This window comes from Flavobacterium hibisci, from assembly GCF_020026925.1.
Classification (GTDB): Bacteria; Bacteroidota; Bacteroidia; order Flavobacteriales; family Flavobacteriaceae; genus Flavobacterium; species Flavobacterium hibisci.
The window spans coordinates 116,988-133,460 of record NZ_JAIQDW010000012.1 but is presented as its reverse complement, the minus strand read 5'-3'; the positions used below and the strand labels follow the sequence as shown (position 1 = coordinate 133,460).

Here is a 16,473-nt window from a genome sequence, read left to right as displayed (position 1 = left end):
TGAATGTGATAATTTCCTAATTGACACATTGACTAATTATCTAATTTCTCTTAGATGTTGCTATTATTTTGTTTAAAATTTTTAATATTTCTGAGAGTTCATTCAATAAATTTTTGCAGTCAGGATAGCTTTTGTGTGCATCACATAAAAAAAGCCAATATTCCGTTTCGTCTGCTTCTTTAATTGCTATTTTTAATTTATGAATGAAATCAGCTTTACTTTCTGCATTTTGTGATTCTTTTGAATTAGCTCCAATTGATGTTCCGCTTTTTAATAATTGATTTGCGATAACAAACTTCTTTTGTTCTTGAAGTTCTGCTGTGTAGTCAATAATATTTAATGCAAAATTGAAAGTTTTAATTAAAAGAGCGTTGTCTTTGTATTTTTCGTTAAAGGTCATTGTTTAATTTGATAATTAGAAAATGTGACAATTAGATAATTTATTTGTAGGTTTAAAATTACAATATTTAATTATCGAATTTCCTAATTGACGTATTTAAAAATTTTCTAATTATCTCATCGGCACATTGACTAATTATTCACACCAGGATTTGTAGTACTGACCATCATCCAATCTCATCGCTTCTTCAGTAACCATAAGTGGACGGAAAGTATCCACCATTACAGCTAATTCCTGGGTTTCTTTGTGCCCAATGCTTCTTTCCATCGCTCCAGGTGCGGGTCCGTGTGGAATTCCTTTTGGGTGTAAAGTGATATGACCTTGTTCGATGTTATTACGACTCATAAAATCTCCATCAACATAATAAAGCACTTCATCAGAATCTATATTGCTGTGATTGTAGGGCGCCGGAATTGCTTTTGGGTGATAATCGTAAAGTCTTGGACAGAATGAACAAACTACAAAAGCAGCTGTTTCAAAAGTTTGATGTACCGGAGGCGGCTGGTGCACACGTCCCGTTATAGGTTCGAAATTATGAATGGAGAATCCGTATGGAAAATTATAGCCGTCCCAGCCAACAACATCAAACGGATGTGTGGCATAAACCACTTCGTGAATCATTCCTTCTTTTTTGATTTTGATTAAAAAATCACCTTTTTGATCGTGTGTTTCCAATTCGTTTGGCAGAATAAAATCACGTTCGCAAAATGGCGAATGTTCTAAATGCTGGCCGGATTGGTTTTTATAACGTTTTGGGGTGTAAAATGGAGCATAGGATTCTACGTAAAATAAACGGTTTTCTACTGACTCGAAATCAATTTGATAAATGATGCCACGTGGAATAATTAAGTAATCACCATATTCGAAAGGAATATTGCCCAACATGGTGCGAAGTTTTCCTTTTCCTTTGTGAATAAAAATCATTTCGTCTGCATCGGCGTTTTTGTAGAAATAATTTCGAAGTGATTCTTTTGGCGCGGCAAGACCAATAATGCAGTCTTTGTTGACCAACATTGGTTTTCGACTGTCCAGAAAATCATTCTCCGGTTTTAATTCGAAACCTTTAAATAATAATGATTTTATATTTTTTCCGATTGCAATTTTAGGCTCAACCGAATAGGAATTTAAAATTTCTTTGATCTGTGTTGGTCTGTGTATGTGGTAAGACAATGATGAATGGCCGTGAAAACCTTCGGTCCCAAACAATTGTTCGTAATAAAAACCTCCGTTTGGTTTTTCAAACTGGGTGTGTCGCTTTTGCGGAAAATTTCCGAGTTTATGGTATAATGGCATGGCTTTTCAATTAGATAATTTATAAATTAGATAATTCGAAAAATTAGAATTGAGTGAACAGATAATCTGATCATTTTTAGATGACCCAAATTACCTCAATTCGATAGCCTACTCAGGATTTCTCTTGATGAGGAATTGAAGATACTCTAATAAACCTGTCCATTTTGTTTTCATTACAACAAATATCGTAATTTTTATTGAGCTAAATTATAAATTAAAACGAAAATCCAATATTGAACCAGGTATATCCTTTAGCATTTTCCGGCGACCATGAATACTTTACTTCTATTGGACCAATCATGGTTTCCAGCCCATATCCTATTGCATAACCCGAATATTTGGGCATATCAATCCAGTCTACTGTGCTAAAAAGATCATCTCCCAGATTAGCATAATTGGCAGAAAAATTAAGGTGATTTTTTCTGAATATTTCATAATCGAACGTTATACCAGCTTTTATATAACTATCACCGGCAATACTCAGGAAGTCATAACCATAAAAATAATTAAAATTATTTACTTTATTATAACCATATCCTCCCAGTATATAATCGAAGAAGGGTACGCTGTCATTCCCGAAAGCAAGCCCGGCATCCGACTGAAACTTTATTGTAGCTCTGTTAAAAACTGTTCTGGCAATACCGATTTCGGCTTTTGCCGTAGAAAAAGGATAGAATTGATGTGTATAATCCGATGATGCAAGATAAGTCTGAACGTCACCTGAAAAATACCATCCTGTTTTTGGGAAACTTTTATTATCAAAAGAATCGTATTTTAAATAACCAAAAACACTAAAATAATTACTTTCATCAATAGTTTTATTAGTATCCAGTGTTGGGGATTTTATTTTCAGGAACTTATATTCAAGTCCACCGCCCATAAGGAATTTTTGCACGAAAATAGTTTGAAAATAAGCCTGGTGTGAGATATCTAAAAAATCAACATTAATCAAATTATCCAGATTTCCTGCCAACTGATTACTAATACTTTCTGTTACATTCCGGTTAAACTGATTAAGCCTTGAGTTGAAACCAAAACTGATATTAAAACCGTTTTCGACATAATAATTGAAATCGTACCTGAAATTATCGCCCAAAATGATATCCAGTGAAGTATTATCGTTTTTTAAAAATGTCTTTCTATGGGTAAGGTTTAGCAGAACAGCACTTTTATAAAGTCCGTCATAATGAAGTCCCAGTTTTAAATAAGTATGTGTTGGATTCTCTTTCAGTACGAGATTCAAATCATCTTTATTTCCGTTTGGCTCCAGCGAATAAGAAATAGCACTAAAGTTGTGTGTTGCATCTATGTTATTTATTCCTACGCGAAGATCTTCATATGTTATGGTGCTTCCTGGTTTAAAGCGAAGCTTGCTTGTTAAATATTCTTTCGTATAATCCGTCAGCTTTGTATTGTTTATTTTTTCTATTTCAAGAGTATCAGAACCTATTTTTAATTTGGGCTTTCTATAAAAATTTTGCCCTTCTGCCAGAGCTTTAATTTTTTCATATACTTCAAATGTGGCATCTTCGCCTCTTCTGATAATTTCTCCGCCTCTGTCAAATGAAATAACGCCAAAATCACGAATATCGGGTTTAATATAAATATCTGTATCTGCCCTTTTGGCCTTCATTTTTTCAATCGACTGCATATTTGTAATCTGAACAAGAATACGGGTTGCATTTTTCAGGCCTTTTCTGTTTAGCAAATCATCCTGCACATCAACTCCTATGATAATATCTGCTCCTAAATCACGAACCTCCTTAATAGGATAATTGTTCACAACACCTCCGTCAACCAGTAATTTCCCATCTACTTCAACAGGAGAAAATAAAGACGGAAAAGCGGCACTTGCCACCATTGCCTGGGCCAGATTTCCTTTATTCAGTAATACCTCCTCACCTGTTTCTATATCTGTTCCGATACATAAAAAAGGAGTTGGCAGTTTGTTAAAATCACGTACATGACGTACATTCCGGGTCAGACTGCTTAGTAAATTATAATTATACATTCCTTTAGAAAGTGCTTCGGGAATTCCAACCCTTAAATTACTAAAAGGCAAAACAATAGCATATAATTCATCATTTCGTTTACCATAGAAATTTTTGGAAGCCCTTGGTATATAATCATTAATGAGTTCGTCAAAATTAGTTCGTCTAAAAATAGAATCAATTTGTGCTGCATTGTATCCTGTCGCATAAAGCCCTCCTATAATGGAACCCATACTGGTTCCGCCAATGTAATCTACTTTTAATCCGGCTTCTTCAAGCACTTTTAAAACCCCGATGTGGGCAAATCCTTTAGCCCCGCCACCACTCAATACCAAACCAATTTTTGGCCTTTTAATACTGTCCTGTTTTTTTTCTTGTGAAAATGAATTTTGCGGATTAAGTGATACTAGCATTAAAAACACTGATGCCCCGCCCCAGATGGAAATGGAAAACCGCGAGAGACAAAAAGCTATTTTTTCGTGTAAAAAAAGAGCGACCATAGAAGCTCCTTTTTTTGCAGCAGAAAAAAAGCTTTTTGACCGGGCGTTTGAAATGGACAGCTGGATTAGGCGCATAAAAATTTGCTAATTGGTTTTGTAAAATTCGACAATTTTTTTGGCTTTTGATACCCCTATTACATCAGAAATTTCTTTTTCAGTGGCCAATTTTAATCTTTTAACACTTTTGAAATGTTGTATTAACGCAAGCATCGTTTTTTCGCCAATTCCGGGAATACTTTCAACAGATGAATTAAGAGCCGCTTTGCTTCGTTTATCACGGTGAAAAGTGATTCCGAATCGGTGTGCTTCATTTCGCAATTGCTGGATGATCTTCAGGGTTTCAGATTTTTTGTCGAGATACAACGGAATAGAATCGCCGGGATAAAACAGCTCTTCAAGGCGTTTTGCGATTCCGATAATGGCAATTTTACCTCGTAATCCGAGTTCATCAATACTTTTCAGGGCGGCCGATAATTGTCCTTTTCCTCCGTCAATAATAATCAGCTGCGGAAGCGGTTCGTTTTCGTCGAGTAATCTTTTGTAACGGCGATATACAATTTCGGTCATAGAGGCAAAATCGTCTGGACCTACAACGGTTTTTACGTTAAAATGGCGATAATCTTTCTTGCTTGGTTTTCCGTCTTTAAAAACCACACAGGCAGCCACAGGATTTGTCCCCTGAATGTTTGAGTTATCAAAACATTCGATATGTCGAGGTTCAGAAGGAAGACGTAAATCTTTCTGCATTTGCGACATGATACGGTTTACGTGACGATCCGGATCTACAATCTGCAATTGTTTCAATTGTTCGATCCGGTAGAATTTGGCATTTCGAATTGACAAGTCCAGAATCTGTTTTTTGTCTCCAAGCTGCGGAACGGTTACTTTTAGGTTCTCCCCTAAATCCAGTTCAAAAGGAACAATGATTTCTTTTGATAATAATTGAAAACGTTCCCGCAATTCTACAATGGCCAGTTCCAATAATTCTTCGTCGCTCTCATCCAGCTTTTTCTTTATTTCTAAAGTATGCGAACGAATAATCGATCCGTGCGAAATCTGTAAAAAGTTAACATACGCCGCACTTTCGTCAGATACAATCGAGAAAACATCAATGTTGGTAATCTTCGGATTGATGATGGTCGATCTGGATTGATAATTTTCAAGAATTTCTATCTTTTCCTTTATTTTCTGCGCTTCTTCAAATTGCAAATTCTGCGCATAAGTGTTCATCAATTTTTTGAAATCCTTTAAACTTTCTTTAAAATTCCCTTTCAGAATTTCACGAATGGCGTTGACTTGTCTTTGGTATTCTTCTAAAGGCTCCAATCCTTCACATGGCCCTTTGCAATTTCCGATATGATATTCCAGGCAAACCTTGAACTTTCCAGAATTGATATTCGATTCGCTCAAATCATAATTGCAGGTTCTTAACGGATACAATTCTTTAATTAAATCCAGAATCGTATATACCATTTTGAAATTGGTGTACGGACCAAAATATTCAGATCCGTCTTTTATCATTCTTCTGGTCAGGAATATCCTGGAGAAAGGCTCTTTTTTGATACAGATCCACGGATAACTTTTGTCGTCACGTAAAAGCACGTTATAACGGGGCTGCAGGCTTTTGATTAAGTTGTTTTCTAATAAAAGCGCATCTGTTTCTGTAGGAACTACAATATGTTTAATGGTTACGATTTTGCGTACCAACACATTGGTTTTCCTTGTATCATGAATTTTATTAAAATACGAAGAAACCCTTTTTTTCAGATTTTTTGCTTTTCCAACATATAAAATCTTTCCGTCTTTATCATAATACTGATAGACACCGGGATTGTCCGGCAGGGTTTGAATTTGAAGTTCTAAAGACGGTATTGGCATGCTGTTTTATTTCTGGAGAATATTAAAATATCATTGTCAAGACAACATTCCGGTGTGTACTGGAAAGCTTAACACTGAAATCTTTTCAAATTTACGAAATCAAAAGAATAATTTCTATATTTAGAGCCTGTTTAAAATCCGACATGAAAAACAATGCCCCAATGGTTCTTTTTGGCGAATCGATTTTGCCCGGAGAAAACAAAACGATCAATGTAGAAATCGCCAGATTACATACTACAACCAAGCTTAATATTCCGATTATTGTTCGAAGGTCTAAGATTGATGGCCCCGTAGTTTTATTTTCAGCCGGAATTCACGGCGATGAGATAAATGGTGTCGAAGTGGTACGCCAGATCATCAGTAAAAAAATAAACCGTCCCACAAGAGGCACTATTATTTGCATTCCGATTATCAATATTTACGGTTTTGTCAATAAATCAAGGGAATTTCCTGATGGGCGCGACCTAAACCGTGTTTTTCCCGGAAGCAAAAAAGGATCACTTGCAAGCCGTTTTGCTTTTCATATCACCAATCAGATATTGCCTATTATTGATTATGCTGTGGATTTTCATGCCGGAGGCGCAAGCCGTTTTAATGCTCCGCAAATTCGAATTACAGAGAACAATCCCGAATTAAAACTTCTGGCAGATGTTTTTAATGCTCCGTTTACCTTGTATTCGAAAAACATCAATGGTTCTTTTAGAAATACTTCTGAAAAAGCGAATGTAAAAATGCTGCTTTTTGAAGGCGGAAAATCATTGGACATCAATAACCCTGTGGCCAATGAAGGTGTAAAAGGTACCAAACGTCTGCTTGCTTATTTAAATATGCTCGACCCGAAACATGTAGTGGAAAAAGCTGATTTTCCTTCTATTTATATTAAAAATTCAGTCTGGCTGAGAGCCAAACAATCCGGGTTATTACACGATTATAATATGGTAAGCCGATTTGTTACGAAAGGAACTATTTTAGCCATCATTACAGATCCTTTTGGTAAATTTGAGCAAAAAGTAAAAGCGCCGCATGACGGTTTTGTCATCAACGCCAATCATTCGCCAATTGTTTATGAAGGCGATGCTATTTACCATATTTCTAAAAATGTAGACGACAATGCCGACGACTAAAAAAGAACTTCGCATACACTATAAAAAGCTCCGAAAAGAACTTACTGAGGAAGTTATTGAAGAAAAAAGCCTTGAAATAAGCAATCAATTGATCTCCTTACCTATTTGGGATAAAACTTATTATCATGTTTTTCTTCCGATTGAAGAACAAAAAGAAGTAAATACCGAGTTCATTCTGCATTTACTTTCCGGAAAAGACAAAGAAATTGTGATTTCTAAAAGTGATTTTGACACCCGAATCATGTCGCACTTTTTACTTACTGACAATACCAAAATCAGAAAAAACGAATACAATATTCCAGAACCTGTAAATGGTTTGCCAGTTCCTTCTCAAACTATCGAAGTGGTTTTTGTACCGCTTTTGGCTTTTGATGTTTTTGGAAACCGTATTGGCTACGGAAAAGGATTTTACGATAAATTTTTAGCCGAATGCAAACCAGAAACCATCAAAATTGGGCTTTCTTTTTTTGAAGCTGTAGCCCAGATTGATGATGTTTTTGAATCGGACATAAAACTGGATTATTGCGTGACGCCTGAGAAGGTTTATAGGTTTTGAAAATAACACAACTTACGTCACTTCGAGTTTTGGAAAATAGATTTTATTAGCCAAAAATGTATCGAGAAGTCTTCGTTTCACAAGGGTTCTCGATACATTTTTTGATTCGTTTCTCTGCTCAAAAAACACTCGAACTGACGAATTTCATAATTACAATCAGCGATTTTTTAAAAACCTATTTCACCATAATCCCTTCAACAAAAAGAATCGGCACTTCTTCGGTATTGTTTTCGTTAATTAAGTTTGATTTGAAAATGAATTTCTTATCGTACAACGTATTTCCGATAAAGAAAGTTACCATAAATTCGTTGTTTAAAACCAAAAGGCTCTTTTCGATCATTTCGATTTTTACTACTGAAACTGCTGGAACCTCAACAAAGGCATGACGGAGAATAGATGTTTTTTTCATTTCACCATCAATAGTTCCAAATGCTTTTGAAACCACCATGACACTGTCTAAATTGAAGTCGCTGTCGTTTACCAGATAAGCGTACCATACTTTTTCCATAAAATCGTCGCTCCACTCCTGAACGGCGGCTAAGAATACGTTTTCAACTTCGGGGATTATGATATCTTTTTTCATTTTTTTGTGAGCTGTAAAATGTAAAAAGTGATTAGGAAGCAGAACTTCTAACTAATCACTTTTCACTTATAATTTTTATTTTAAATATTTGCTTTGAATTGCTCTAAGAAGCGAACATCATTTTCGTAAAACATACGGATATCCCCAATTTGGTACAGCAGCATCGCAATACGTTCTACTCCCATTCCGAAAGCAAAACCATTGAATTCATCAGGGTTGATATCACAGTTTTTAAGAACATTTGGATCTACCATTCCGCAGCCACCAATTTCCAGCCAGCCTGTTCCTTTAGTGATACGGTAATCGGTTTCGGTTTTTAAGCCCCAGTAAATATCAATTTCGGCACTTGGTTCTGTAAACGGAAAGTAAGACGGACGCAAACGAATCTTAGATTTTCCGAACATTTCTTTAGTAAAATAAAGCAAGGTCTGTTTTAAATCGGCAAAAGAAACATCTTTGTCAATGTACAAACCTTCTACCTGATGGAAAATACAATGCGAACGTGACGAAATGGCTTCGTTGCGAAACACACGTCCCGGAGAAATCGTACGGATTGGCGGTTTGTGATTTTCCATATAACGCACCTGAACAGAGGATGTATGCGTACGCAACAGCACATCAGGATTGGTCTGGATGAAAAACGTATCCTGCATATCACGCGCCGGATGGTATTCCGGTAAGTTCAATGCCGTAAAGTTATGCCAGTCGTCTTCGATTTCCGGACCTTCGGAAACGTTGAAGCCGATGTTGGCGAAAATATCTATAATTTGATTTTTAACAATCGAAATAGGATGACGTGAACCAATAATTACAGGCTCAGGCGAACGCGTTAAGTCTCCAAAAAAGCCTTTTACTTCTTCCTTGCTTTCCAATTCTTCCTGAATCGTTCTTACTTTTTCTTCAGCAACCGCTTTTAAAGTATTTATTACCTGTCCAAAATCTTTTTTCTGATCGTTTGGTATGTTTTTGAACTCTGTAAAAAGTTCCTTCAACAAACCTTTACTTCCTAAATATTTAACACGGAACTTCTCTAAAGATTCTTTGTTTTTCTCGTTAAAGGCTTTAGCTTCCTCGATATGTTCTTTTATCTTGTCTATCATTTCCATTCTTCAATTGAGGGTACAAATTTAAGGAAAAAAGTCAGATATTAGGTGTGAGAAGTCAGAAGTATTTCTAAAGTTCTGTTATATTTTCAGACCAAAATATAAAATCTTCTCCCCAACATCTGTTTTTAATCAATAAGTTCTCGTTCCAGAAAATAATTCACAATCGCTTCTTTCATCAAAACCGACTGTTCCCCTGCTTTTAAGGATGGTAATTGTTCTTTTACTTTATAATGCGGCCAGCCTTCTTCGTCAAAATATTCGAATTCATAAAACCCATAAGGCTCTAACAATCGACAGATTGCAATATGCATCAGGTTTAGTTTTTCATCTTTTTTAAATTCACGGTGTACTTTTCCGAGTTCCTGAACTCCAATAAGGTAAATAATGGCATCCAAATCTAAGTCTTCTCCCTGTGAAAACTGATTGGACAATATATCGACGAGCTTTTCCCAGCGTTCTTTTAGTTGTGTATCTCTTGACATTTTTTAATAATTATAAATTATGAATTGTGAATTATAAATTCAAAACCATAAAATTTAGCCTGCAAAGATACGGAGTTGAAATTTGACAACATATCCCTGATAAATTCTTTTATATTTGCGCCTCATTAAAATGACAGTAAGCATGAGTTTTTTCGATATCATTTTAGGCGCGCTTTTAGCCTTCAGTCTATACAAAGGCATTAAAAATGGTCTTTTTGTAGAAGTTGCTTCTTTTATTTCTTTATTGTTAGGAATTTATATAGCCATTAAATTCTCTTCTTTTTTAAAAAACATCATTGTAAAATATGTTTCCTGGAATCCCAACACAGTACAGGTTACCGCTTTTATCCTGACTTTTATTTTAGTGGTAATTGGGGTTTATTTCTTAGCAAAAATTTTAACCGGAATAGCTGATTTTGCTTATTTGGGATGGATCAACAAGTTGGGCGGGGGCGTCTTCAGGGTTTTGAAAACTGTTTTGATTGTGAGTATTTTTATAGCGCTGTTTGAAAAAATTAATTTCAACCACACTTTTGCTAAAAAAGAAACTTTAGACCATTATATTTTTTATAATCCGATTAAAAAAGTAGCCGCTTTTGTATATCCTTCGATTGAAAAAGGGTATGAAAAACTGAAAAAAGCGAATGCTGAGGAATCGACAGGAAAAGAATGATTAATTTAGTCTTAGTAATTAGTGAAGAGTAATTAGTGAAGAGTAATTAGTGAAGAGTAATTAGTGAAGAGTAATTAGCTTAAGCACTAAAATAATTTAAGGGTCAATCTTTGAGTTGACATTAAATCAATAAAACTTAATCACCTTAAAAAATAGAGCTTAACGGTTCTAATTTGGTGACTGAGGAAATAAATTTTTCAGAATAATCAGCATCATTCCGATTACATTTACAGATGAAGTGGTCAATAAAGTAATCAGCACACTCTCTGAAAGGTTCAGCTCCAGATTGTGATTAAAATACAAAATTGAGATGACAGCCGCCAGCCAAAGGAAAATGATAAAAGAAAAAATATAAGTAAGATATCTTCGCAGGATTGTGTCTTCCATAAACCTTCCTACTTTCGCATTTCCCAGCCTGTTTTCAAGGATTTGATTTTGTATACGGGCATTATCGATATCTACAGGACTTACTGCAGCGCTATTTTCAATAGAAATCTGGCTTAAATTGAGTAACGACATCTTAGTTAGAAATTGGTTTTAACTTTTTATAATGTTCAAAAATATCGTCATCAGAAATCACAGCATTTAAATCCTTCCGATATACTTTTTGCCATGGCGTTCCATCAATATGCGTTAAGGCACTTAAATATACTCCGTCAAATCTCCCATATACCTCCCAAATCTTATCTAAAAACTGTTCATCTTCACTTGATATCTTTTCATTCTTAACAGCATTCGGAATTTTTTCAGTGATTTTTTCTTTCTTGTATTGTTTAATACTGTAATACAAAGAAGGAAAAACAGGGCCAAAATCCCAGGCAATCGGGTTTTCATCAATAAGCTTTTGCTGTTTATCTGTCAGCGCCAGATACCAGCCATATGCAATGTAGGTTAGCTTGATAATTTTCATAGGGGTAAGATCTCCGTTTTTGGAATACTTCTCTATGAAATAATTAGCCACTGTTGTTGGATTGTAAGCCATAATTATAAAATATATTTTCAAAGTTAATTAAAAATCAATTGCTTTTTTAATTTATGGTTGTTGTTTTGCTAATGAGATGCTTTTTACAAATCTACCAAGATGCGTTAGAATGACAAAATCTTTCTTTATAACCTTTAAATAATACACAATTGAATATCATAATCTGTACTCCTTAAAATATAAAACCCGAAAGATTTTAAAATCTGTCGGGTTTGCAACATATGGTTTATTTTATTACCAGTTTATTTCTAATTTTTGTCCTTTTTTCAATGTGACAATTTGTTTTTTATCACCGCTGATTAAAGTTGTTTTCCCTCCGTTTTTAGAAAATACTGTTACTTTTTTCAGTGTTTTATTACTCCACTTCATTTCGATTTCGAATCCTCCCCGAGCGCAAAGCCCTTTTACGGAACCGGTTTCCCAGGCATCTGGAAGAGCAGGAAGTAATCGGATTTCGTTTTCATCTGATTGTACCAACATTTCTGCAACAGCAGCAGCTCCGCCAAAATTTCCATCAATTTGAAACGGCGGGTGCGCATCAAACAAATTAGGATAAGTACCTCCACCTCTTCTCGGATTTTCTGTTTTCTTTCCATCAGGATCAACGTAACGAAGTAATTCACGGTACATTTTATAAGCTCTGTTTCCGTCTAAAAGTCTTGCCCAAAGATTAATCCTCCAGCCTTTTGACCAACCTGTGGTTTCATCCCCTTTTATCTCTAAAGTTGTTCTGGCAGCATTGGCTAAGTCAGGTGTTGTTAAAGGCGAAATATGATTCCCGGGAAACAATCCAAATAAATGAGATTGATGACGGTGTTTCGGTTCCTGGTCTTTCCAGTCAAAATACCATTCTTGCAAATTTCCAGCTTTACCAATTTGGTAAGGATATAATTTTGAAAGTGCCTTTTCAAGTTTCGTTCTAAATTCAGCATCAGTATTTAAAACTTTAGAAGCTTCAATTGCATTAGAGAAACACTGTCTAATCATGGCTAAATCAGCACTACCACCGTACAAAGTAGCACCCGCATAACCACTCGGAGTAATATACATGTTTTCGGGAGAAGTAGATGGAGAAGTAACTAAATTACCATTCTTATCTTCAACTAACCATTCTAAACAAAATTGTGCTGCTCCCCGCATTAAATCATAACCTTCATTTTTAAGGTAATTTAAATCCTGAGAAAATAAATAGTGTTCCCAAATATGCGTACTCAACCAGGCACCTCCCATATTCCAACAAGCCCAGTTAGGATCTCCGCCACCAAAATTTCCAACAGGATTACTCATCGCCCAGATATCAGAATTATGAGCCACTGCCCAGCCATTTACTCCATAAAATGTTTTTGCTGTTATTTTACCAGTTTCAGAAATATTTTTTATAAAACTCAAAAGAGGCCTGTGTAACTCAGAAAGATTTGTGTTTTCTGCGAGCCAGTAATTCTCCTGAACATTGATGTTTGTGGTATAATTACTGCTCCAGGGCGGACGCATGTAAGGATTCCAAACACCTTGCAGATTAGCAGGGACACCTAATGTCCTGGAACTACTTATAAGTAAATATCGTCCATATTGAAAATAAAGAGTCTCTAAATTTTTATCTTCTTCACCATTTGAATAACGTAATAAACGCTCGTCTGTAGGCAAATTAGGAGCAGTTGTCTTTCCTAAATCCAAGCTAACTCTTTTGAATAATTTGTGGTAATCTAGAATATGAGCTTTTTTTAATGAAGTATATGATTTAGAAATGGCTTTCGCCATATTTTCAGCTGCAATTGCCTTATCATCCAATCCTTCTGTCCTAGGATTTTTGTCAAAACCATTAAAACTTGTAGCTATAGCAACAAAAATCAAAGCTTCTGTTGCATTTTTTACGCCAATTTTAGTATCTGAAGTAATAACAGAACCATCCGTATTTTTAATCTGAACCAAACTTGTAAAACGAGTACCTCTATTTTCATCAAAAAGAATTGGATTACTACTTTCAACATAACTTGGCTCTGCATGATACGGTGCATAACCATTAATTTTTAATTGGTTATTACTAGTATCCGTTTTAAATTTCAATAAGCTTTCAAAATCTATTAAAAAATTCAGACTGTTTTTTTTATCAGCTGTTATCTTAATAACCATGATCTGATCAGGGGCTGAAACAAAATATTCACGGGTGTATTTTACATTATCAATTTCATAATTTACTTTTGAAACTGCATCATTTATATCTAATTCCCTGTAATAATTAGTGGCTTTAGTACCGTCTTTAAAATGCGAAATATGCATTGTCCCAAGTGGCGAAAAAGACTGAGAATAAGATCCTTCTAATTTTCTATTTAATTCATCCGCTAACTTATAGTCCTCATTCTTCAATGCTGCCCTGATAGCAGGTACATTTTTATAGGCTTCAGGATTCATATTGGCATTTACGGGTTCACCTGACCAAAGTGTGATGTCGTTCAGATAAATTTTATCTGTATTTACTCCGCCAAAAACGGTCGCTCCCATTTTTCCGTTTCCTAAAACGAGGCTTTCTTCAAAATATTCAGCAGGCTTATTGTACCATAAAACATGACTGGATTGTGCTGTTGCATTCTGGAAAAAAAAGAAGAGTCCGCATCCTACGATTATTTTTTTAATGAAATTGGAATTCATTTACAAGGTTTTTGATTTAACTTAATGTATTGTCCATTCAGATTGGATGTGCAATATAATACCTTTTTGCAGTAAGTAGCCCTTCAATCCTACCAGTTCTTGAGAATACAGGTGTTACGTGAGGTTTTTCTTCGTTGAAACAATCATTTCATCAGAGTTCGTTGACCTTCTTTTGAAGCAACTGCCAAGCCGTACGGCTATCCGGCAAAAAGAAATAGTAAGAAAGATTCAGACTCTTGCCGGAATATTGCACTGCACACTATTTACTCACCTGATATTTTTCATTTACTGTAATCATTTCCCAATTATCGGTTCTAAATGGCGAAGCCGGAAATTTTTCTTTATTGAAAAGATTGATTGCCGTATCGTCGTCTGCCCATCCGTAACGAACAGCAACCGGATTTAAAACATTTCCAATTGAAACGATTACTTTGTTGTCTTTGATGATCGCTTTCGCGGAATGAAAAACTTTGTCCGCACCGGCAATTTCGAAACCTTTTAACTCATCGTTATTAGGCGTTGAAAGTCCGCTCCCGATGTTATCGAAAGTCAGAATGATTTGGTTTCCTTTTATTTCCTGAGATTTATAAGTTGGTCCGCTGTAAACTTGCTTTTTACCGTAAATATTGTTCATCGCAATGGCCGCCAAACGCAAACCAATGTCTTGTTTGTTGGTTGGGTGAATGTCTTTTGCGTTTCCGATATCGGTTGTAACGGCCATTCCTGTATTTGGCAATTTTAAAGTCTCGGATTGTGCTTCGCGAAGTTCTGCCCAACGGCTTCCTTTCTGGCTGTTGCCACCAAATTCGTCGAAAGTCGATAATTGAACGAAATAGAATGGAAAATTACCTTGTTTGAATTTGGTTCTCCAATCAGTAATCAGTAAAGGAAATGCTTTTTTGTATTGATTAGCTCTCCAAACATTCGCTTCGCCCTGATACCATAAAACACCCTGAACAGCATAGGGAACCAACGGATTTACCATCGCGTTGTATAATAATGACGGATAACTATTTGGCGACAGAGCTGTTTTTACGGCAATCACTTTAAATTTCCATTTTCCGTCAAGCGGAATAATTTTAGTACCGAGAGTTATTTTTAAATCGGAAGCTTCTCCATAAATTCCGCCACCTCCTCCGGTATCGACAATTCTTACTGCAATTACGTTAGTTCCTTCTCTTAAAATAGTAGTAGGAATGGTATATACTCTTTTAGCATCATAAACCTTGTTTTTACCAACTTCAATTCCATTTACATAGGTGATATCTTCATCGTCAATTTTTGAGAGACTCAAAACAGCTTTATTTTTAAGATCATCCGCTGAAAGCGTTATCGTTTTTCTCATCCAGACCACGCCGTCTAAATCGCCTAATGGCTGATTTTCCCATAAACTCGGTGTTTTTAAATCGCCCCAATTTTTATCATCGAAAGAAAGTTCTTTAAATGCATTTTCATTTGCGGTACTTACTTCCGTTCCTTGAATCTTTTCAACTCTTTCTTTCATTTTTTTAGCGTACAGTTTCGAAATTGAATCCACGTTCATCACGGGAACATCGACAATCATTGCTTTAAAATCAGGACTATTTAAAAATGCTTCACGGCTTGTCCAGGTTTCTACATTCGTTCCGCCCCAGGAAGTATTGATGATTCCGATTGGAATTTTTAATTCTGAATATAATTTTCTGGCGAAATAATATCCGACAGCTGTAAAATTACCAACGTTTTGTTTATTGGCTTCTTCCCATTTTCCTTGTTTTAAATCGTCTTTTGGAGTTCCGCTTAAATCCTGCGCTACACCAAAATGACGAATCATTGGATAATTGGCGTCTGCAATTTCTTTTTCGGAGTTCAGTGTTTTGGAAACCTGAAATTCCATATTCGATTGTCCGCTGCAAATCCAGACTTCTCCAACCAAAACATTTTTTATCGTGATTGTATTTTTTCCGATAATGATTAATTCGAATGGTCCACCTGCTTTTTCTGGATTTAAATTTAATGTCCATTTTCCATTTTTATCGGCTGTTGTCTTTTTGATTTGTTTGTTAAAATGCACTTCGATACTTTCATTTGCATCAGCAAAACCCAAAATCGGAATTTGCTTGTCTCTTTGTAACACCATTCCGTCAGAAAACAGCAAAGGCATTCGCACTTTAGCATTAACTATAACACTAAATATCAACAAAATAAAAACAATTAACTTTTTCATTTTTCTATTTATTAAATGATTTAAACCACATAAGTGATATAAGTAAATTTAAG

Annotated in this window: 14 protein-coding genes; 3 read left to right on the top strand and 11 right to left on the bottom strand. The window is 35.4% G+C overall.

All coding sequences use genetic code 11. From position 1 onward, the window contains the following. Positions 1–40: 40 nt before the first annotated feature. From K8B81_RS13630 to uvrC, 4 genes are all read right to left on the bottom strand, one after another. On the bottom strand, positions 41–400 hold the full coding sequence (locus K8B81_RS13630; RefSeq protein WP_223682140.1) for a four helix bundle protein: 360 nt from the start codon (positions 398–400) through the stop codon (positions 41–43). Positions 401–535: 135 nt separating this feature from the next. After that, positions 536–1,693 carry a homogentisate 1,2-dioxygenase gene (locus K8B81_RS13625; RefSeq protein WP_223682139.1) on the bottom strand — a complete coding sequence of 386 codons (1,158 nt, stop codon included), beginning with the start codon at positions 1,691–1,693 and terminating at the stop codon, positions 536–538. Between the two features lie 214 nt (positions 1,694–1,907). Continuing rightward, the gene (locus tag K8B81_RS13620; RefSeq protein WP_223682138.1) at positions 1,908–4,097 is read right to left on the bottom strand and encodes a patatin-like phospholipase family protein; all 2,190 of its coding nucleotides are present in this window, start codon (positions 4,095–4,097) and stop codon (positions 1,908–1,910) included. A 171-nt stretch (positions 4,098–4,268) separates the two neighbouring features. Then, entirely contained in the window at positions 4,269–6,062 is a 1,794-nt protein-coding gene (gene uvrC / locus K8B81_RS13615) for an excinuclease ABC subunit UvrC (RefSeq protein ID WP_223682137.1), read from the bottom strand. Positions 6,063–6,205: 143 nt separating this feature from the next. Between uvrC and K8B81_RS13610 the strand changes: the two genes are divergently transcribed. Together K8B81_RS13610 and K8B81_RS13605 are read left to right on the top strand one after the other, a co-directional pair. Beyond that, positions 6,206–7,186 (top strand): succinylglutamate desuccinylase/aspartoacylase family protein, encoded by a 981-nt coding sequence (locus tag K8B81_RS13610; RefSeq protein WP_025572192.1) that lies wholly within the window; start codon positions 6,206–6,208, stop codon positions 7,184–7,186. Then, positions 7,173–7,742, top strand: a complete 570-nt coding sequence (locus tag K8B81_RS13605; RefSeq protein WP_223682136.1) for a 5-formyltetrahydrofolate cyclo-ligase — start codon at positions 7,173–7,175, stop codon at positions 7,740–7,742. The genes K8B81_RS13610 and K8B81_RS13605 overlap by 14 nt, the downstream gene beginning before the upstream one ends. A 175-nt stretch (positions 7,743–7,917) precedes the next feature. On the opposite strand, the gene K8B81_RS13600 is transcribed toward K8B81_RS13605, so the two are convergent. The 3 genes from K8B81_RS13600 to K8B81_RS13590 form a co-directional block, all read right to left on the bottom strand. Further along, the gene (locus tag K8B81_RS13600) at positions 7,918–8,325 is read right to left on the bottom strand and encodes a hypothetical protein (RefSeq protein ID WP_025572189.1); all 408 of its coding nucleotides are present in this window, start codon (positions 8,323–8,325) and stop codon (positions 7,918–7,920) included. Between the two features lie 80 nt (positions 8,326–8,405). Next, the gene (gene pheS / locus K8B81_RS13595) at positions 8,406–9,425 is read right to left on the bottom strand and encodes a phenylalanine--tRNA ligase subunit alpha (RefSeq protein WP_223682135.1); all 1,020 of its coding nucleotides are present in this window, start codon (positions 9,423–9,425) and stop codon (positions 8,406–8,408) included. Positions 9,426–9,556: 131 nt separating this feature from the next. Further along, positions 9,557–9,913, bottom strand: coding sequence for a hypothetical protein (locus tag K8B81_RS13590; protein ID WP_223682134.1), 357 nt, complete (start codon positions 9,911–9,913; stop codon positions 9,557–9,559). 142 nt (positions 9,914–10,055) lie between these two features. Here K8B81_RS13590 and K8B81_RS13585 point away from each other — a divergent pair, with 142 nt between their 5' ends. Further along, positions 10,056–10,586, top strand: coding sequence for a CvpA family protein (locus tag K8B81_RS13585; RefSeq protein WP_025539870.1), 531 nt, complete (start codon positions 10,056–10,058; stop codon positions 10,584–10,586). Between the two features lie 168 nt (positions 10,587–10,754). Here K8B81_RS13585 and K8B81_RS13580 read toward each other — a convergent pair whose 3' ends face one another. The 4 genes from K8B81_RS13580 to K8B81_RS13565 form a co-directional block, all read right to left on the bottom strand. Next, a complete protein-coding gene (locus K8B81_RS13580) occupies positions 10,755–11,105 on the bottom strand; it encodes a hypothetical protein (protein ID WP_223682133.1) in 351 nt (116 codons plus the stop codon). Position 11,106: 1 nt separating this feature from the next. Next, a complete protein-coding gene (locus tag K8B81_RS13575; protein ID WP_025539873.1) occupies positions 11,107–11,568 on the bottom strand; it encodes a Panacea domain-containing protein in 462 nt (153 codons plus the stop codon). A 234-nt stretch (positions 11,569–11,802) separates the two neighbouring features. After that, the gene (locus tag K8B81_RS13570) at positions 11,803–14,214 is read right to left on the bottom strand and encodes a glycoside hydrolase family 95 protein (protein ID WP_223682132.1); all 2,412 of its coding nucleotides are present in this window, start codon (positions 14,212–14,214) and stop codon (positions 11,803–11,805) included. A gap of 259 nt (positions 14,215–14,473) precedes the next feature. After that, a complete protein-coding gene (locus tag K8B81_RS13565; RefSeq protein ID WP_223682131.1) occupies positions 14,474–16,420 on the bottom strand; it encodes a sialate O-acetylesterase in 1,947 nt (648 codons plus the stop codon). Between the last annotated feature and the right edge of the window lie 53 nt (positions 16,421–16,473).